Annotated in this window: 18 protein-coding genes; 10 read left to right on the top strand and 8 right to left on the bottom strand. The window is 73.1% G+C overall.

Annotation, left to right across the window (positions count from 1 at the left end):
- Nucleotides 1-379: 379 nt before the first annotated feature.
- Nucleotides 380-1,669, top strand: a complete 1,290-nt coding sequence (locus ACPOLA_RS11450; protein ID WP_435770561.1) for a C39 family peptidase — start codon at nucleotides 380-382, stop codon at nucleotides 1,667-1,669.
- A gap of 542 nt (nucleotides 1,670-2,211) precedes the next feature.
- Here ACPOLA_RS11450 and ACPOLA_RS11445 read toward each other — a convergent pair.
- Both ACPOLA_RS11445 and ACPOLA_RS11440 read right to left on the bottom strand, forming a co-directional pair.
- Nucleotides 2,212-2,958: an SDR family NAD(P)-dependent oxidoreductase gene (locus tag ACPOLA_RS11445; protein WP_435770560.1), complete on the bottom strand. Its 747-nt coding sequence runs from the start codon at nucleotides 2,956-2,958 to the stop codon at nucleotides 2,212-2,214.
- Nucleotides 2,959-4,497 (bottom strand): molybdopterin-dependent oxidoreductase, encoded by a 1,539-nt coding sequence (locus ACPOLA_RS11440; protein ID WP_435770559.1) that lies wholly within the window; start codon nucleotides 4,495-4,497, stop codon nucleotides 2,959-2,961.
- Nucleotides 4,498-4,529: 32 nt separating this feature from the next.
- Here ACPOLA_RS11440 and ispF point away from each other — a divergent pair, with 32 nt between their 5' ends.
- A complete protein-coding gene (gene ispF / locus ACPOLA_RS11435; protein ID WP_435770558.1) occupies nucleotides 4,530-5,045 on the top strand; it encodes a 2-C-methyl-D-erythritol 2,4-cyclodiphosphate synthase in 516 nt (171 codons plus the stop codon).
- A 147-nt stretch (nucleotides 5,046-5,192) separates the two neighbouring features.
- Nucleotides 5,193-6,137 (top strand): alpha/beta fold hydrolase, encoded by a 945-nt coding sequence (locus ACPOLA_RS11430; protein ID WP_435770557.1) that lies wholly within the window; start codon nucleotides 5,193-5,195, stop codon nucleotides 6,135-6,137.
- Here ACPOLA_RS11430 and nirD read toward each other — a convergent pair.
- Nucleotides 6,113-6,478, bottom strand: coding sequence for a nitrite reductase small subunit NirD (nirD, locus tag ACPOLA_RS11425; RefSeq protein WP_435770556.1), 366 nt, complete (start codon nucleotides 6,476-6,478; stop codon nucleotides 6,113-6,115). The genes ACPOLA_RS11430 and nirD overlap by 25 nt on opposite strands.
- Nucleotides 6,479-6,626: 148 nt before the next feature.
- Between nirD and ACPOLA_RS11420 the strand changes: the two genes are divergently transcribed.
- Nucleotides 6,627-7,373 (top strand): IspD/TarI family cytidylyltransferase, encoded by a 747-nt coding sequence (locus ACPOLA_RS11420; RefSeq protein ID WP_435770555.1) that lies wholly within the window; start codon nucleotides 6,627-6,629, stop codon nucleotides 7,371-7,373.
- A gap of 13 nt (nucleotides 7,374-7,386) precedes the next feature.
- Here ACPOLA_RS11420 and ACPOLA_RS11415 read toward each other — a convergent pair whose 3' ends face one another.
- Both ACPOLA_RS11415 and ACPOLA_RS11410 read right to left on the bottom strand, forming a co-directional pair.
- Nucleotides 7,387-7,995, bottom strand: coding sequence for a 2-C-methyl-D-erythritol 4-phosphate cytidylyltransferase (locus ACPOLA_RS11415; protein ID WP_435770554.1), 609 nt, complete (start codon nucleotides 7,993-7,995; stop codon nucleotides 7,387-7,389).
- A 45-nt stretch (nucleotides 7,996-8,040) separates the two neighbouring features.
- A complete protein-coding gene (locus ACPOLA_RS11410) occupies nucleotides 8,041-8,526 on the bottom strand; it encodes a CarD family transcriptional regulator (protein ID WP_435770553.1) in 486 nt (161 codons plus the stop codon).
- Between the two features lie 277 nt (nucleotides 8,527-8,803).
- On the opposite strand from ACPOLA_RS11410, the gene ACPOLA_RS11405 reads away from it, so the two are divergent.
- From ACPOLA_RS11405 to ACPOLA_RS11395, 3 genes are all read left to right on the top strand, one after another.
- The gene (locus ACPOLA_RS11405) at nucleotides 8,804-9,910 is read left to right on the top strand and encodes a UbiA family prenyltransferase (protein WP_435770552.1); all 1,107 of its coding nucleotides are present in this window, start codon (nucleotides 8,804-8,806) and stop codon (nucleotides 9,908-9,910) included.
- Between the two features lie 129 nt (nucleotides 9,911-10,039).
- A complete protein-coding gene (locus tag ACPOLA_RS11400) occupies nucleotides 10,040-10,612 on the top strand; it encodes a copper chaperone PCu(A)C (RefSeq protein ID WP_435770551.1) in 573 nt (190 codons plus the stop codon).
- 1 nt (nucleotide 10,613) lies between these two features.
- Nucleotides 10,614-11,360: a phosphoglyceromutase gene (locus ACPOLA_RS11395; RefSeq protein WP_435770550.1), complete on the top strand. Its 747-nt coding sequence runs from the start codon at nucleotides 10,614-10,616 to the stop codon at nucleotides 11,358-11,360.
- A gap of 18 nt (nucleotides 11,361-11,378) precedes the next feature.
- Here ACPOLA_RS11395 and phoU read toward each other — a convergent pair whose 3' ends face one another.
- A complete protein-coding gene (phoU, locus tag ACPOLA_RS11390; protein WP_435770549.1) occupies nucleotides 11,379-12,032 on the bottom strand; it encodes a phosphate signaling complex protein PhoU in 654 nt (217 codons plus the stop codon).
- 121 nt (nucleotides 12,033-12,153) lie between these two features.
- Here phoU and ACPOLA_RS11385 point away from each other — a divergent pair, with 121 nt between their 5' ends.
- The 3 genes from ACPOLA_RS11385 (at nucleotide 12,154) to ACPOLA_RS11375 (ending at nucleotide 15,079) form a co-directional block, all read left to right on the top strand.
- Nucleotides 12,154-13,365, top strand: coding sequence for a sensor histidine kinase (locus tag ACPOLA_RS11385; RefSeq protein WP_435770548.1), 1,212 nt, complete (start codon nucleotides 12,154-12,156; stop codon nucleotides 13,363-13,365).
- Nucleotides 13,362-14,039: a response regulator gene (locus tag ACPOLA_RS11380; RefSeq protein ID WP_435770547.1), complete on the top strand. Its 678-nt coding sequence runs from the start codon at nucleotides 13,362-13,364 to the stop codon at nucleotides 14,037-14,039. Before ACPOLA_RS11385 ends, ACPOLA_RS11380 begins: the two co-directional genes overlap by 4 nt.
- Nucleotides 14,040-14,116: 77 nt before the next feature.
- Nucleotides 14,117-15,079, top strand: coding sequence for a DMT family transporter (locus ACPOLA_RS11375; protein WP_435770546.1), 963 nt, complete (start codon nucleotides 14,117-14,119; stop codon nucleotides 15,077-15,079).
- A gap of 29 nt (nucleotides 15,080-15,108) precedes the next feature.
- Here ACPOLA_RS11375 and ACPOLA_RS11370 read toward each other — a convergent pair whose 3' ends face one another.
- The gene (locus ACPOLA_RS11370; protein WP_435770545.1) at nucleotides 15,109-15,759 is read right to left on the bottom strand and encodes a TetR/AcrR family transcriptional regulator; all 651 of its coding nucleotides are present in this window, start codon (nucleotides 15,757-15,759) and stop codon (nucleotides 15,109-15,111) included.
- Nucleotides 15,760-15,784: 25 nt separating this feature from the next.
- Entirely contained in the window at nucleotides 15,785-17,392 is a 1,608-nt protein-coding gene (locus ACPOLA_RS11365; RefSeq protein WP_435770544.1) for a DHA2 family efflux MFS transporter permease subunit, read from the bottom strand.
- Nucleotides 17,393-17,423 lie beyond the last annotated feature (31 nt).

The following is a 17,423-nucleotide window of genomic DNA, read 5'->3' as shown; positions in this document are numbered from 1 at the left end:
CAGCACGCCCTGCTCGACCCAGTACCGGAACACCTCGATGCCGGCCTCGCGGCGGCGCGCCATCAGCCGCTCCTGCTGACGCATCAGCTCGGGGTTCTTGTCCGCCTCGACCATGATGCCCTTGAGGATCCGGGGGGGGGGGGGGGGGGGGGTGGGGGGGGGGGGGGGGGGGGGGGGGGGGGGGGGGGGGGGGGGGGGGGGGGGGGGGGGGAGCTCGCTTGTAACTCGGTGTTCGTGCTCCTGGCTGGGTGTTCGGGCATCTGCCACGGTCCCGTGACCGGTCAGGAGACCGTGGTGGATGCCCGAACACCGAGTTACAAGCCGACCCCGACCCCGCGAACCTGTGACCTCTGTGACGAAAGTGACGTACCGTGACCCGGTGCGCCGCCAACTTCTCCCCGCCGCCGTCACCGCCGCGGTCGCGTGCCTCGTCGTGCCCCTGCTGGGGCTGGTCCCGGGGGCGTGGACGCCGGAGCGGTCGTCGACGGCCGGGCAGGGCGTGCAGCTCGCGGCCGCCGCGGCCGACCGCAAGGTGGACCTCGAGCGCTTCGACACCGCAGCGCAGTGGCGCACCGGGCGGGCGGAGGGCACCCGGATCACCAGCGGCGGCCGGCTGGCGTACGCCGACCGGGTGGGCAGGCGGTCCTTCGACCGCCGGTCCTACGACGGCGCGCGCTGGACCAGCCCCTGGGTGACTCCGGGCTTCTCGTTCACCGAGCTGATCGCCTCTTGGGAGGCGCGCACGCCGGGGGACAGCTGGATCGAGGTCCGCGTCCGCGGCCGGTCGGCCGGCGGGAGCACCACCTCGTGGGACGTCCTCGCCCGGTGGACCTCCGGCGACCGCCACCTGCGGCGGCACTCCGTCTCGGGACAGACCGACGACGGCACCCGGGTCGCGGTCGACACCTGGCGCACGGCCGGCCTGGCGTCGTACCAGCTGGCGGTCGCGGTCTACCGACGGGCCGGGACGAGCGCGGTGCCGAGCCTGGACCTCGCCACGGTGATGACGTCGCGGCTGCCGTCCACGGCCGGCCCCGTCTCCGCGCCCGGCGTCGCCGCGGGCCGGAAGCTCGCGGTGCCGCGGTACTCCCAGATGACGCACTCGGGCCACTACCCCCAGTGGGGCAACGGCGGCGAGGCGTGGTGCTCGCCGACGTCGACGTCGATGGTGCTCGGCTACTACGGCCGGCTCCCGTCCGCCGCCCAGCGCGCCTGGGTGCCCGCCGGGCACACCGACCCGTGGGTCGACCACGCCGCCCGGATGACCTACGACCACAGGTACGACGGCACGGGCAACTGGCCGTTCAACACCGCCTATGCGGGCCCGCTGGTCCGCGGCAAGGCGTTCGTGACTCGGCTGCGCAACCTGCGCGAGGCGGAGCGGCTGATCGTGGCGGGGATCCCGCCGGTCATCTCCATCGCGTTCGGCCCGGGCGAGCTGGCCAATGCACCGATCAGGTCGTCCGCCGGCCACCTGCTGGTCATCGTCGGCTTCCGCAGCGACGGGGCCGTCATCGTCAACGACCCCGCCTCCCCCACCCGCAAGGGCGTCCGCCGGATCTACCGTCGTGCCCAGCTGGAGCGGCTGTGGCTCGAGGCCTCCGGCGGCTTGACCTACGTCATCCACGACAACGCCCACCCGCTGCCATCCTCCGGCGGCAACTGGTAGCCCCCACGAGGCGGGCCGATCCGGCGCGCGAGGTGGCAGGTTTCGGCGCACGAGGTGGGCCGATCCGGCGCGCGAAGTGGCAGCTTTCGGCGCACGAAGTGGGCCGATCCGGCGCGCGAAGTGGCAGCTTTCGGCGCACGAAGTGGGCCGATCCGGCGCGCGAGGTGGCAGCTTTCGGCGCACGAAGTGGGCCGATCCGGCGCGCGAGGTGGCACGGTTCGGCGTACGAGGTGGGAGGATTCGGCGCGCGAAGTGGGACGGTTCGGCGTACGGCGGGGCCCGGCCATCAGCGAGGACCAGTCGTTCTGCTGAGCAGCGCAGCGCCCCATAGCGAGATGGCCCCGAGACCGAGAGCCTGCCGCCTCGGACGCCCGAACCCGCCACCTCGCGGACCGAAACCCGCCACCTCGCGCGCCGGATCGGCCCACCTCGCGGACCGAAACCTGCCACCTCGTACGCCAAGACCCGCCACCTCGCGGACCAGAACCCGCCACCTCGTGCGCCAAAGCCTGCCGCCTCGTGGGCGGGCGGCGGGTGGGCGGTCAGACGGAGTAGCCGCCGTCGACGTCGAGCTTCTGACCGCTGATGAAGGCGGCGCGGGGGGAGGCGAGGAAGCAGACCGCCTCGGCGATGTCGGCCGCCGTGCCGAACCGCCGGAGCGGGATGTTGCCGCGGGCGACCTCCAGCGCCCGGTCGTCCAGCTCGCCGGTGGAGATCAGGCGCTCGGCCATGCCGTCGGTGAGCATGCCCGGGCCGACCGCGTTGACCCGCACGCCGAAGCGCCCCTCCTCCGCGGCGAGCGCGCGCACGATCGCCTCGACCGCCGCCTTGGGCGCCGAGGAGAGGCCGTCGCGGATCGGGAAGCGCGCCGTGGCCGCGGTGGTCACCGCGGTCAGCGAGCCGGAGGAGTCGCGCAGCGCGGGCAGCACGGCGTGGGCGACGGCGAAGAAGCCGGCCGCGTCGACGTCGAGCTGCTCCGCCATCGCCGCGGGATCCACCCGCGAGAGGTGCACCATCGGCACGTGCGGACCGGCGGCGTACACCACGGTGTGCAGGCCGTCGAGCTCCGCGGCGGCGTGCTCCGCCACCCGACGCACCTCGGCACGGTCCGCCAGATCGAGACCGTACGACGCCACGCCGACCCCCACCGGTCGGGTGCGGTGGGTGACGGCGACGCGCGCACCACGGGCCACGAGCAGCTCGGCGATCGCCCGGCCCAGCCCGCCTGAGCCGCCGACGACGAGGGCACCGCCCCGCAGGTCCGCGAAGTCGCGGTCGAGGCCGGCCACTCAGGCGCTCGCCGTGATGTCGATGGTGTGCCAGCCGGTGGCACCGTCGGGCAGGACGTCGCGGATCACGCCGGTCTGCACCTCGCCCTCCCGGTTGGTCGCCCGCACGCGGACCTGGTGCTCGCCCTCCTCGACGTCGAGCACCACCCGCCACTGCACCCAGGTGTCGACGTTGGGCACCTCGGCCAGCTCGGCCGGCTGCCACCTCCCGCCGTCGACCTGCACCTCGACGGCTGCGATGCCGGTGTGCTGGTCCCAGGCGACACCCGCACAGACGACCTCCCCGACACCGACGTCGTCGCCGTCGTGGGGCACCTCGATCTTGGACGACAGCTTCACCGGCCCCTGCTCCGCCCAGCCCTTCTCGGTCCAGTAGGCGGCGATGTCGTCGAACCGGGTGACCTCCATGTCGACCACCCACTTGGTCGCCGACACGTAGCCGTAGAGCCCGGGCACGATCGTGCGCACCGGGAAGCCGTGCTCGATGGGCAGCGGCTCGCCGTTCATGGCCACGGCGAGGAGGGCGTTGCGCTCGTCCATCAGCGCACCCAGCGGCGTGCCGCAGGTCCAGCCGTCCTCGGAGGTCTGGAGCACGGCGTCCGCGCCCTCCTTCGGGCCCGCCTCGGCGAGCAGCGCCGCGAGCCGGACGCCGCTCCACCAGGCGTTGCCGATGAGGTCGCCGCCGAGCTCGTTGGACACGCAGCTGAGCGTGATCCAGTCCTCGGTGATCTCGCGGGAGACCAGGTCGTTGTAGGTCAAGGTGACCTCGCGGTCCACCATCCCGTGGATCCGCAGCTCCCAGTCCGCCGGCTCGATGGTCGGCTTGATGAAGGCGGTGTCGATCAGGTAGAAGTCCTCGTTCGGCGTCTGCCAGGGCGGCACGTTCTCGATGTCGAGGTCCACGCCGACCGGTGGCTCAGGGGCGGTCACACCCTCCAGCCGCAGCAGCCGCCTGCTCTCCTCGGCCCGGCGGCGGGCGTTGCCGGCGATCCGGCCCAGCAGCCCGCCGAACGCCGCGAGCGCGGCCGCACCGCCGGCCGCGAGGAAGAAGCGCCGCCGGGTGTGCATCGGCTCGAGGGCCGGGTCCTCGCTGTCCTCGACCAGCTCCCACCGGCGCAGCCACTCGGCGAGCACGGCGAGCGCCACCACCCAGGCGAGCAGGCCCACGACGATCGGGACGAGGTCGATCAGCGAGGGCGTCGGCTTCGTCAGTACGGCGAGCACGCCGACCCCGGCGAGCAGCACGAAGCCCGCGACGGCGAACCACCAGCGCTGCCGGGCCAGCCGCCCGAGCACCGCGAATGCCAGGACCAGGATCACCAGGATGCCCAGGACGAGGACCTTCTTGTCGTCCTCCTCGAACGTGCGGATCGCCCACTTCACCACCCCGCCCGGCGTGAGCGCGGTGACGCCCTCGGCCACCGCGACGACCGGCGACTCCCGCACGTGGAGCAGCGCGGCGACGGCATAGCTCAGCCCCAGGCCGACCGCACCGGCGACCACGCCGATGAATGACCACCAGCCACGGGACGTCCTCACACCGGGGATTGTCCCTCAGGCATGATCGGCGCGTGAACCCAACCGACGATCCCGGCGCGGCGGCCGGACTCCGGATCGGCATCGGATCCGACGTCCACCGTCTGGTCCCGCGGGCCGAGGGCGACCCTCCGCTGGCCCTCGGCGGGCTCGCCTGGCCCGAGGAGGACGTGCGGCTGGAGGGCCACTCCGACGCCGACGTCGCGGCCCACGCGGCGTGCGACGCGCTGCTCTCGGCCGCCGGACTGGGCGACCTCGGCAGCAACTTCGGTACGGCGGACCCGGCGTGGTCGGGCGCGGCCGGCACGGCGCTGCTGGCCGAGACCCGCCGCCGGGTGGACGCCGCGGGCTTCCTGGTCGTCAACGTCGCGGTGCAGGTGATCGGCAACCGGCCGCGGCTGGGTGCGCGCCGCGCGGAGGCCCAGGTCGCCCTGGCCGCCGCCCTCGGGGCGCCGGTCTCGCTGTCCGCCACCACCACCGACGGCCTCGGGCTCACCGGCCGCGGGGAGGGCGTCGCCGCGATCGCCACCGCCCTGCTCCACGGCCGCTGACCGGACGTGGCGTGCGCCACGTTGGCGGGCGCTGCGACGGCGGACACGGCAGGCTGTGCATGTGACACGCCGTCGCGGTCGTCGTACGACGGCCGCCGGGCGTGCACCGACCGACCCGCAGGACCCAGAGGACCCAGGAGAGCAGCCGTGACCGCGCACACCCTCATCACCGAGGACGAACTCCGCCTCCACGTGACCGTCCGCGGGCGCGAGGACGCCCCCCTCACCGTGCTGCTGTCGCACTGCTGGACCGCCGACGAGTCCGACTGGCACTACCAGGTGCACGACCTGATGGCGCGCTACGGGCACGACGTCCGCTTGATCACCTGGGACCACCGCGGCCACGGCCGTTCGGAGCGCGCACCCGAGGAGGCGTGCACGATCCCCCACCTGACCCGCGATCTCGGCCTGGTCGTCGACGCCTTCGCGCCCGACGGCCCCCTGGTCGTCGCCGGTCACTCCGTCGGGGGCATGGTGATCACCTGCATCCCCGAGGAGCGGCCGGACCTGCTGCCGCGGATCGTCGGACTCGCGCTCGTCAGCACCTCCTGCGGCGACCTGCACAAGGTCACGCTGGGGCTGCCTGAGCTCGGCCCGGCGCTGCGTGACCGGCTGCCCTTCGTGCTGGCCACCCGGGCGCGGCTGCTCAGCCGGTCGCGGCGCGAGCGCTTCCCGGTGATCGAGCGGCAGATCGTCCGGCGGATCCTGCTCGGCCGGCCGCAGCGCCCGCGGGACGTGGGACACGTGGTCGACCAGATCATCCACTGCTGGCCGGAGACCATGTCGGGCTTCTTCAAGGACATGATGACCCACGACCGGGTCGGCAACCTCCACGCCTTCGACGACGTGCCCACGATCGTCCTCGTCGGCACCCGCGACCTGCTCACCCCGCCCGAGCACGCGGCGACCCTGGCCCGCGGGATCAGGGGCGCCCGCCTGGTGGTCGCGCCCGACGCCGGGCACTACCTGCCGTTCGAGCGGCCCGGCCTGGTCACCGACGAGCTCGTCGCGCTGGTGGACCGTGCCCTCCGGCAGCTCTCCGCGGACCGCCCCGAGCCGGCCGGCCGTCAGGCGGCGTCGACCCTCCGCTGACCGACGAGGACGACGCCCTCGACGACCTTCACCTCGTAGACCGGGACGGAGACGTGCTGGTCGTCCAGGCAGCGGCCGGTGCGCAGGTCGAAGCCGTGGCGGTGCGCCGGCGAGGCGACGAACGGCACCTCGTCCCGCCGGCCGACGATGCCCCGCGAGATCCCGCCGCCCGCGGGGCGGCCGAACGGGTCGTGGTTGCCGAGCGCGTACACCACGTCCTCGCCGGTGCGGAACAGCGCGACCGCCTGGCCGTGCACCAGCGCCGTCGCGCCGCGGTCGACCTCCAGCTCCGCCAGGCGGCACACCGGCTGCCACTCCTCCGCAGCACTGCGACCGGTCATGCAGCGAACGTAGGGGCGTGCTGTTCTCGCTGGTGTTTCTGGCTGTAACAGCCAGGAAAACGCTTCCTCTCGGGACCCGGCACCACACCGCCCCGCACCGCGCCCGCCTCGTCGCCCGCAGCGGTACGACGCCCGCTAGCCTCGCTCCGTGCGCTCGGCGATCGTGGTCCTCGCAGCGGGCAGCGGCAGCCGGGTCGGCGCCGAGGTCAACAAGGTGCTGCTGCCGCTGCGCGACCGGCCGCTGCTTGCCTGGTCGCTCTCGGCGGCGCTCGAGGTCGCCGAGGCGGCGTGGGTCGTGATCGTGTGCCGGCCGGGCGAGCGGGAGGTCGTGGCACAGACCCTCGCGCCGTTCGTCGGGGAGCGGGAGGTGCTCCTGGTCGACGGCGGAGCGACCCGCCAGGCGTCCGAGCAGGCGGCCCTCGACCTGCTGCGACCGCTGGTGGAGGGCGGGCGCATCGACGTGGTCGCCATCCACGACGGCGCCCGGCCGCTGGCCGGGGCGGCGCTGTTCGAGCGGGTGATCGCCGAGGCGCGGGAGCACGGCGGTGCCGTACCGACCGTGGCGCTGCCCGGCCTGATGGCCAGGGGCGACGGCGCCGCGGCGGGCGACGGCCGCACCCGCCTGGTGGGCGTGCAGACGCCGCAGGCCTTCCGGGCGGAGCCCCTCCTGGCCGCCTACCGGGCCGCCGCCGCGGCCGGATTCGACGGCACCGACACCGCTGCGGCGTTCTCGGAGTTCGCCCCGACCGAAGCCGACGGGCCGGCACTCGTCCGACCCGTCCCGGCGAGCGCCACCAACCTCAAGGTCACCTTCGCCGAGGACCTGGCCGTGGCCGAGCGGCTGCTGCCCGGCACCTCCGGCACCTCCGGCACCTCCGGCACCGTGCCGGCGTGACCGCTGAGCGCGGTCAGCGCTGACCGGTGAGCGCCTCGAGGACGGCGATGTCGTCGTCCGAGGCGACCCGCCGGGCTTGGGGCGGAGCCTCCACGAGCTCGACCCGGTCGTCGCCGTAGCGCTCACGCAGGTGCACGACCAGCTCCACGAAGTCGGTCGCCGACAGCCCGCCGACGCTCCCGACCAGGTCGGCGACCACCGACGCCGGAAGCACCACCGGCGAGCACACCGCGACCAGGGCGTCCCGGTCGACGGTGGCACCGACCACCGCGCCGCCCGCCCCACCGTCGACCTCCTTCACCGTGTCGGTCACCGGCCGGACGCCGACGACCACGCAGTCGCGGACCGCGGCCGTCTCGGCACAACGAGCGAGGAACGCCGGCGGCGTCATCGGGCACAGCGGGTCGTGGAGGAGCAGCGGCTCCCGCCGCTCGACCAGGGCCGCCCAGGGCACCGTCTGGTCGACCAGCTCGACCCCCGCCTCGCCGACCGCCCACGCGGCGGCCGCGACCAGCGACTCGCCGTGGATGAGGTGGAACGGCAGCCCACCGCGGCCCTCCTCGACCACGATGCCGGAGACCGGGGCCGAAACGTCGACGGCGTCATACGGATGCGGGTTCATGACCCGACCACCGTATGACGCCGTCGAAGGACGCGCCCGGCCCGGCTAGCTGGCCAGCACCTCGTCGAGGATGGTCTCGGCCTTGTCCTCGTTGGTGTTCTCGCACAGGGCCAGCTCGGAGACGAGGATCTGCCGAGCCTTCGCCAGCATCCGCTTCTCGCCGGCGGACAGGCCGCGGTCGCGCTCGCGGCGCCACAGGTCGCGGACCACCTCGGCGACCTTCATGACGTCGCCGCTGTGCAGCTTCTCGAGGTTGGCCTTGTAGCGACGCGACCAGTTCGTCGGCTCCTCGACGTGCTCGGCACGCAGGACGCCGAACACGCGGTCGAGGCCGTCCTTGTCCACCACGTCGCGGACACCCACGAGGTCGAGGTTGTCGGCCGGGACCCGGACGACCAGGTCCTGCTGGGCAACGATGCGGAGGACGAGGTACTGACGTTCCTGTCCCTTGATGGTCCGCATCTCGATGTCTTCGATGACCGCGGCCCCGTGATTGGGGTAGACGACCGTTTCGCCGACGGTGAAAGTCATATGAGCAAAACCCCTTCCTAGGGTCACCTATCCTACCACGTCCCGGACCGCCCTCAGAACGCGTTTGTGCAGGTCAGGGGCGCAATGACAGGCTTGACATCTCCGAAGTGGTGTGGTTCGCGCGCAGTTGAGCGGTGTGCGCCAGATCACCGCGGCCCTTCGGGCGTGTCGCTGGCGGTGCCAGAGGAGCGGTCAACAGGGGCGCGCGAGGAGCAGCGTCGCGGCGGATCGGCGGGCTCGCCCCCGCTCGGCGGCGCCGTGGTCAATACTGCTCGGCATGGCGAAGATGCAGCGCTGGCGGCGCAGCCGCTCTGCCGGGGAGGGAGTCGCCTCGGTCGTGACCGCAGACGAGCACGACGAGGGCACCGACGAGGCGACCGACGAGGTGGACCGGACCGTCGAGACCGTCGAGGAGGACGACGGGGTCGGCGACGGTGACGGCGTGGTCCAGGTCGACCTCCGCGACGAGCCCGACGAGCCGGACGAGCCCGACAAGCCGGCGGACCCCGCGCACGCCGACCAGGACCACCGGGACCACCAGGACCACCAGGACCCGGAGCACCCGGAGGGCCCGGACTCCGAGGAGGAGGTCGAGGAGCGCCTCGACGTCGACAGGCCGGAGCTGCCCCACGTCCCGGAGCGCTCCGGATTCGCCAGCGCCCTCCTCGGGGGGCGGGCGCCCGCCGACGTACTGCCGCTGCAGCTGCTGCAGGCCGCCCACGCCAAGCAGGCGATCACCACCGCGCTGGCCGTCGCCCTGGTCGCGGTGGTCTCCGGCCGTCCCGCCCGCGAGGTGGGCGTGGTGGCGCTGACGGTGCTCGTCGGCCAGACCATCCTCGGCTGGCACAACGACATCGTCGACCGCGAGCGCGACCGCGCGCACCGCCTCCCGCACAAGCCCCTGGCCGCCGGGCGGCTCGATCCGGGCACCGCGTGGTACGCCATCGTCGTCGCGACCCTGATCCTGGTGCCGCTGTCGATCACCACCGGCATCCGCGCCGGCTGCCTCTACCTGGCGGCGGTGGCGATCGGCATGCTCGGCAACGTGCTGCTGCGCACCGGGATCCTCTCGTGGTGGTCGTGGGCCGCGTCGTTCGCGCTGCTCCCGGCCTACCTGTCGTACGGCGGCTGGGGCGGCCAGGCCGTCGGCAGCCCGCCCGAGCCGGCGATCGTCGCGCTGGCCGCGGCCCTCGGCGTCGGCGTGCACTTCATGCGGGCGGTCTGGGGCCTGGTGGCCGACCACGAGGACGGCTGGACCTACCTGCCGCTGCGGATCGGCCTGAAGATCGGCGCCACCCGGCTGCTCGCCCTCTCGACCGTCTACACCGCGGGCATCGCGATCGCCCTCGTCGTCGTGGGCGCCCGGGTCGGCCTCAGCCGCTGAGCCGCCGGGCTGGCCCTGCGGCCGGGCCGCTAGAGTGAGGCCGCTCCCGACCTGGCACCTGCCAGCGGGAGGACCACCCGGTTCCCAGGGCCGTGCCACGGCCGACAACGAGCAGCGGAGGCCTGCCACATGCGACACCTGCGCCCGACCGCGATCGCCGGACTGCTGCTGGCGGCGGTCGCCTTGCTGTCGTCCTGCGGATTCGACTACGCGACCGACCGCGTCAACCAGCTCGGGGCAGGCGCGAACGAGCGGGAGCCGTCGGTCGACGCCCTCGGCATGCAGGTGGCGTCCGACTCCCGCGGCGAGGGCCGGCTGATCGGGGCACTCGTCAACAACCTCGAGGACGAGGCGAGCCTCGTCGGCGTCGTACCCGGCTCCTCCGACGACGACGAGACGGTGCGGGTCGAGGAGTTCGAGCCGGTCGACGTCGCCCCGCGCGGCCACGTCAACCTGCTGACCGAGGCGGACCCGATCCGGCTCACCGGCGACTTCGCCGCGGGTGACGTGGTGGAGCTGACCCTCGAGTACAGCACCGGCGAGCGCGCGACCCTCAACGTGCTGGTCGTCAAGGTCGGGTGCTTCTACTTCCAGGACATCCCGCTCCCCTCGGACGACCCGGGCGACGAGGCCACCCCCGACGACACCTACCTGTGCCCGGCCGAGATCAGGGAGCCGGGCCACGGCGAGGGCGGCCACTGACATGCCGTTCACCCTCGTGCTGCTCCGCCACGGCGAGAGCGAGTGGAACGCCAAGAACCTGTTCACCGGGTGGGTCGACGTCCCGCTCACGGCGAAGGGGGAGGCGGAGGCCGCCCGGGGTGGGGAGCTGCTCCTGGAGTGGGGCCTGCTTCCCGACGTGGTGCACACCTCGCTGCAGCGCCGAGCGATCAACACCGCGGCCCTCGCCCTCGACGTCGCCGGCCGGCACTGGATCCCGGTCCGCCGCTCCTGGCGCCTCAACGAGCGCCACTACGGTGCGCTGCAGGGCAAGAACAAGAAGGAGGTCAAGGACAAGTACGGCGAGGAGCAGTTCATGCTCTGGCGCCGGTCCTTCGACGTCCCGCCGCCGCCGCTCGACGACGACGACGAGTTCTCCCAGGCGGGGCTGCCGCAGTACGCCGACCTCGGCGACGAGCTGCCGCGGACCGAGTGCCTCAAGGACGTGATCGGCCGCCTGCTCCCCTACTGGGAGGCCGGGATCGTGCCCGACCTGCGCGCCGGCAACACGGTTCTCATCGCGGCGCACGGCAACAGCCTGCGCGCCATCGTCAAGCACCTCGACCAGATCGGCGACGAGGAGATCGCGGGGCTCAACATCCCCACCGGCATGCCGCTGGTCTACGAGCTCGACGAGGAGACGCTGGCGCCGGTGGTCGCCGGAGGGCGCTACCTCGACCCGGAGGCGGCGGCCGCCGCCGCCGCGGCGGTGGCCAACCAGGGGCGCTGACCGCCGCCCGGGCGGTCCTCAGACCGCCTGCGCGGGCTTGTGCCCGGTCACCACGAAGATGACCCGGTTGGCGACCGAGACCGCGTGGTCGGCGATGCGCTCGTAGTAGCGCCCCAGCAGGGCGATGTCGACGGCTGCCTCCACGCCGTGGTCCCAGTCGTCGGAGAGCAGCTCCGTGAAGCTGGTGCGGCGCAGCTGGTCCATCTCCTCGTCGGCGCGGCCCAGCGCGATCGCCGCCTCGACGTCGCGGCTGGCGATCACGTCGCACACGCGCGACACCATGTCCTCGGCCACCGCGGCCATCCGCCCCATGGTCGGGCGCACCTCGTCGGGGACCGCGATGTCGGGCACCCGCAGCCGCGCGACCTTCGCGACGTGCACCGACAGGTCGCCCATCCGCTCGAGCTCGCCCACCATCCGCAGCGCCGCGACGATCGTGCGAAGGTCGCCGGCGACCGGCTGCTGCAGCGAGAGCAGGCTGAACGCGGTGTCCTCGACCTTCTCCCGGGCGCGGTCGATCTCGACGTCCTGGCTGATCACCTTCTCGGCGACGGCCGCGTCACCGCTCATCAGCGCGATCGTGGCCTGGCCCACCGCCGTCTGCACCCGGCGGCAGATGGCCGCGAGGTCGTCGAAGATCGAGTCCAGCTGGTCGGAGTAGGCGTCACGCATGCTCCGAGCGTAGGCAGGCCAGGTGACCAGTCAGGGCCCCGGGGTGAACGCGGGATGAACATCCGGAACCTCCGGCTTCCCGATTCCGCGGGCGGCCGGCGCTCCGCCGTACGATCCCAGTGTGGACCCGACGACGCAAGCCTTCCTGGCTGCGCTCCTCGGCGCCCTCGTGGCCGGAGGTGCGGTCCTGGCGTGGCACCTCAGCGACCGCCAGCAGCGCAAGTACGTGCCTCCCGAGGAGCCCCAAGTGCCCCCCGGCGTCGCGACCGTCCTGTCGGTGCTGCGCAGCAGCGCCGTGGTGGTCGACGAGTCCGACGCCGTGGTGAAGGCGTCGGCGCCGGCGTACGCCATGGGGGTCGTCCGCGGCACGACCCTGGTCTCCGACGAGCTGCGGGAGCTGACCGGCCGGGTGCGCCGCGACGGGCAGATCCGCGAGACCGAGCTGATCATGCCGCGCGCCTCCGGCGGGCCGCGCCACGTGACCGCCCGCGTGGCGCCGCTCGGGTCGCGACTGGTGCTGGCGCTGGTCGAGGACCGCACCCGCGAGCGCCAGGTCGAGGCGGTCCGCCGCGACTTCGTGGCCAACGTGAGTCACGAGCTGAAGACGCCGATCGGGGCGATCCGGCTGCTCGCCGAGGCCGTGCAGGACGCTGCGGAGGACCCGGAGGCGGTCCACCGCTTCGCCTCCCGGATGCTGACCGAGAGCGACCGGCTGTCGCGGCTGATCCAGCAGATCATCGAGCTCTCCCGGCTCCAGGGCGACGAGCCGCTGGAGTCACCCGTGCCGGTGTCGATCGACGACGTCGTGGTCAACGCCGCCGACGCCAGCCACATGACCGCCACCGCGAAGGACATCGCCATCCTCGCCGAGGGCGAGGAGGGGCTGAAGGTCCTGGGCAGCGAGAAGCTGGTCACCGCGGCGGTGGCCAACCTCGTCGCCAACGCGGTCGCCTACTCCGAGCCCGGCTCCCGCGTCGTGGTCACCCGCAAGCTGGTCGACCACGCGGTCGAGATCTCGGTCATCGACCAGGGGATCGGCATCCCCGAGCAGGAGGTCGAGCGGATCTTCGAGCGGTTCTACCGCGTCGACCCGGCCCGCCACCGCTCCACCGGCGGCACCGGCCTGGGCCTCTCGATCGTCAAGCACGTGGCCGCCACCCACGGCGGCGACGTGCGGGTCTGGTCGGTCGAGGGCCAGGGATCCACCTTCACGCTCGTCCTGCCGCAGCATCCGCACCACGTCGAGGGCCTGCCGCTCATCCGGTTCGCCCCCGAGTCGTCCGACCCGGAGTCCACCGGCGGGCGCAACGACCAACAGGAGGAAAGCCCGTGACCCGGGTACTCGTCGTCGAGGACGAAGAGAGCTACAGCGACGCACTCGCCTACCTGCTCCGCAAGGAGGGGTTCGAGGTCGCCATCGCCGCCGACGGCAACGAGGCGCTGAAGGAGTTCGACCGCAACGGGGCCGACATCGTGCTGCTCGACCTGATGCTGCCCGGCATCCCCGGCACCGAGGTCTGCCGCACCATCCGGCAGACCTCGAACGTGCCGGTGATCATGGTCAGCGCCAAGGACGACGAGGTCGACAAGGTGGTCGGGCTCGAGCTGGGCGCCGACGACTACGTCACCAAGCCGTACTCGCCGCGCGAGCTGGTGGCCCGCATCCGTGCGGTGCTGCGCCGGGGGCACGAGGCGGAGCTGCTGCCCGACACCCTGGAGGCCGGACCGGTGCGGATGGACGTGGAGCGCCACGTCGTGACGGTCGCCGGCGTGGAGCAGCGGCTGCCGCTGAAGGAGTTCGAGCTGCTGGAGATGTTCCTGCGCAATCCCGGCCGGGTGCTCACCCGGGGCCAGCTCATCGACCGGGTCTGGGGTTCCGACTACGTCGGCGACACCAAGACCCTCGACGTGCACGTCAAGCGGCTGCGCGCAAAGCTCGAGCCGGAGCCGAGCGAGCCGAAGTACCTCGTCACCGTGCGCGGTCTCGGCTACAAGCTCGACGTCTGAGCCCTTCGGCAGCATCTCGCGCAACCGTGACCGAAAACCGCGCGACCGCTGTCGGTGGCGCGCCCTAGCGTGTCCTCGTGACCGCAGCCGACGCCCCGCCGACCCCGGTCGGCCGTCCGCCCGAGCCAGCGCCGGCGACCGCCGTACTGCCCCTGCTGGCGGTGGCGACGACCCTGCTGCTGTGGGCGAGTGCCTTCGTGGCGATCCGGCATCTGGCCCACGACTTCTCGCCCGGCGCCTTGTCGTTGGGGCGGTTGGCGGTCGGCTCCCTAGCCCTCGGTGCCTTCGTGCTGCTGAGCGGACGGATGCCGCGCCCCAGCCGGCGGCAGTGGGGCTCGCTCGTGGCGATCGGCGTGCTGTGGTTCGGCGTCTACAACGTCGCGCTCAACGCCGGGGAGCAGCGCGTCGACGCGGGCACCGCCTCGATGCTGATCCAGGTCTCGCCGGTGCTGATCGCGCTGCTGGCGGCGACCTTCCTCGGCGAGCGGTTCACCGTGCACCTCACCGTCGGGCTGGTGCTCGCCTTCGCCGGCGTCGCGGTGATCGGGCTGTCGTCGTCGGACGCGGGCGGCTCACGGGACCTCCTCGGCGTTGTCCTCTGCCTCGTCTCCGCGCTGGTCTACTCCGTCAGCCTGGTCCTCCAGAAGCCGCTGGTCGCGCGGCTCTCCGCGCTCCACGTGACGTGGCTGGCCTGCTCCATCGGCACCGTGGCCTGCCTCCCCTGGGCCGGCCAGCTGGTCGAGCAGGCCCGTGACGCTCCGGCGTCCTCCACGCTGTGGCTGGTCTACCTCGGCGTCTTCCCCACGGCCATCGCCTTCACCACCTACGCCTACGCGCTGCAGCACATGACCGCCTCGTCGCTGGGGGTGACCACCTACCTCGTGCCCCCGCTGACCATCGTGATGGGACTGCTGTTCCTCGACGAGGCGCCGCCCGCCGTCGCATACGTCGGCGGCGCGCTCGCCCTGGTCGGGGTCGCGGTGGCGCGGCGCAAGCCGGCGGTCAAGGAGGTCGAGAAGCCCGTCGCTCCTCCGTCCTGAGGCGACGCCGGGGGCGTCGCGCGCCTCGCTCAGCGTGCGGTGATGCCCTCGAGCAGCTGGTCGACGAGCCGCTCCACCAGGTCGGGCGTCCGCAGCGCCGGGTAGTGGCCGTAGACCATGATCGTCAGCAGCGGGCTGGTCACGGCGGCGGCGGCGAGCTCGACGTCGAGGTCCGCACGCAGCACGCCCTGCTCGACCCAGTACCGGAACACCTCGATGCCGGCCTCGCGGCGGCGCGCCATCAGCCGCTCCTGCTGACGCATCAGCTCGGGGTTCTTGTCCGCCTCGACCATGATGCACTTGAGGATCCGCCGCTCCTTGTCGGAGACGTCGGTGCGCACGGCGCGGCCGATCCGCACCAGGTCGTCGCGGACCGACTCGTGCGGGAGGTCGTAGGGCGGGGGCGCCTTGATGCTCTCGACGGCCGCGGCGATCAGCTCCTCCTTCGCCGCCCACCTGCGGTAGATCGTCGTCTTCGAGGCGCCCGCCCGGGCGGCCACCGCCTCCATCGAGACGCCGGCGATGCCCTCCTCGGCGATGATGTCCAGCACCGCCTGGAGGATCGACCGGCTGGTCTCCGCGCTGCGGGGCCGGCCCGGCGACGGCGCGGTCGCGCGCTCGGGCGCGGCCTGCTCGGTCGTGCGCGCGGGCGGGGCGGGGTCGGAGGCGGCCTCGGTCACCGCTCCATTGTCGCCGATGACCGGATCAGCGCTCCCCCGCCGCCTCGGCGACCCGGCCGGCGTCGTCGCCCACCGCGGCGGTGCCGCCGGCGACGGAGTCGGCCGTGGCCTGCCGGCCCGGGAAGAAGCGAGCCACCACGAGGAGGCCGACGACGGCGATCGCCGCGGAGGTGTAGGCGGTGACGTGCATCGCCTCGACGAACGCCTGGTCGGCGGTCGCCAGCAGGTCGCGGGTGGCGGCCCCGCCCGTCAGGCCGCGCTCGACGGCGCCGTACGTCGCCGAGAGGGAGGTGCGCGCCTCCTCGGAGAGGCCGGGCAGCCGATCGCCGACCCGGCCCTGGTAGGCCTGCGCCATCACGGTGCCGAGCACGGCCACGCCGAACGCGCCACCGACCTGGCGCAGCGTGTTGCCCAGGGCGGAGGCCACACCGGCGTGCTCGCGCGGCACGCTCGCCATCAGGGTGTTCATGGCCGGCGTCATCAGGTTGGCCATGCCGGTCGCCTGGAGGAAGAGCATCACCACCAGCACCCACAGCGGCGTCCCGGTGTCGAGCTGGGCGTAGCCGACGAAGACGCCGGTGATCAGGGTCAGCGACACCAGGCCGACCGTCCGGGCACCGAAGCGCGCCACGAGGGAGGGCGACAGCGGCGAGAAGACCAGCATCGCGCTGCCGAAGGACAGGAACAGCAGGCCGGTCTGCAGCGGCGTCCGGTCGCGGACCAGCTGGATGTAGAAGGTGATGAAGAAGAACAGGCCGAGCATCGCGAAGAAGCCGAGGGCGATGATGGCGGCCGCGGAGGAGAACCGCGGGTTGCGGAACAGGCGCATGTCGAGCGAGGCGTGGGGGGTGCGCAGCTCCCACCGGACGAACGCCGCCAACCCGAGGACGCCGAGCAGGATGGTGCCCCACACCGAGACGCTCCCCCACGACCCGCTGTCGCCGGCCTCGATGATGCCGTAGGTCAGCAGGACCAGCGCCAGCACCGACAGCCCCATGCCGACCAGGTCGGGCCGGCCCTGGCGACCGCGCGACTCGGGCGCGAGGAGCACGATCATCACCACGCCGAACACCACGATCGGCACGTTGATCAGGAAGACCGACCCCCACCAGAACCGCTCGAGCAGCAGGCCACCGACGATCGGGCCGAGCGCCCCGCCGACGCCCACCGCACCGGACCAGATCCCGAGCGCCTTGGGGAACTCGTCGTCGCTGAACAGCGAGCGGAGCAGGGCCAGGGTCGCCGGCATCATCGCGGCGGCCCCGGCGCCCATCAGCGCGCGGAAGCCGACCAGCTGTCCGGCGGTCTGCGCGAACGCCGACAGCAGCGACGCCAGCCCGAACACCGCCATGCCCGCGAGGAGCATTCGGCGGCGGCCGATGCGGTCGCCGATCACGCCGAGCGCGAAGAGCAGTCCCGCGAAGACCAGGGTGTAGGAGTTGATCATCCACGCCAGCTCGCTCTGGCTGGCGCCGAGCCCGTCGTCGGGATCGGCCAGGGTCTTCAGCGCCACGTTGAGCACGGTGTTGTCGAGCACCACCACGATGAGGCTGACGACCAGGACGGCGAGGATCAGCCAGCGCCGAGGGTGCCCGGTCGCCTCGTGGTCGGGCGGGAGGGAGGTCTCGGTCATCACGGCTCCGTTCTGGCGGGGGCGTCGAGAA

Source organism: Nocardioides proteolyticus (genome assembly GCF_051280635.3).
Lineage (GTDB): Bacteria > Actinomycetota > Actinomycetes > Propionibacteriales > Nocardioidaceae > Nocardioides.
The sequence above is the reverse complement of the archived record's forward strand: the minus strand, read 5'-3'. Positions and strand labels throughout refer to the sequence as shown.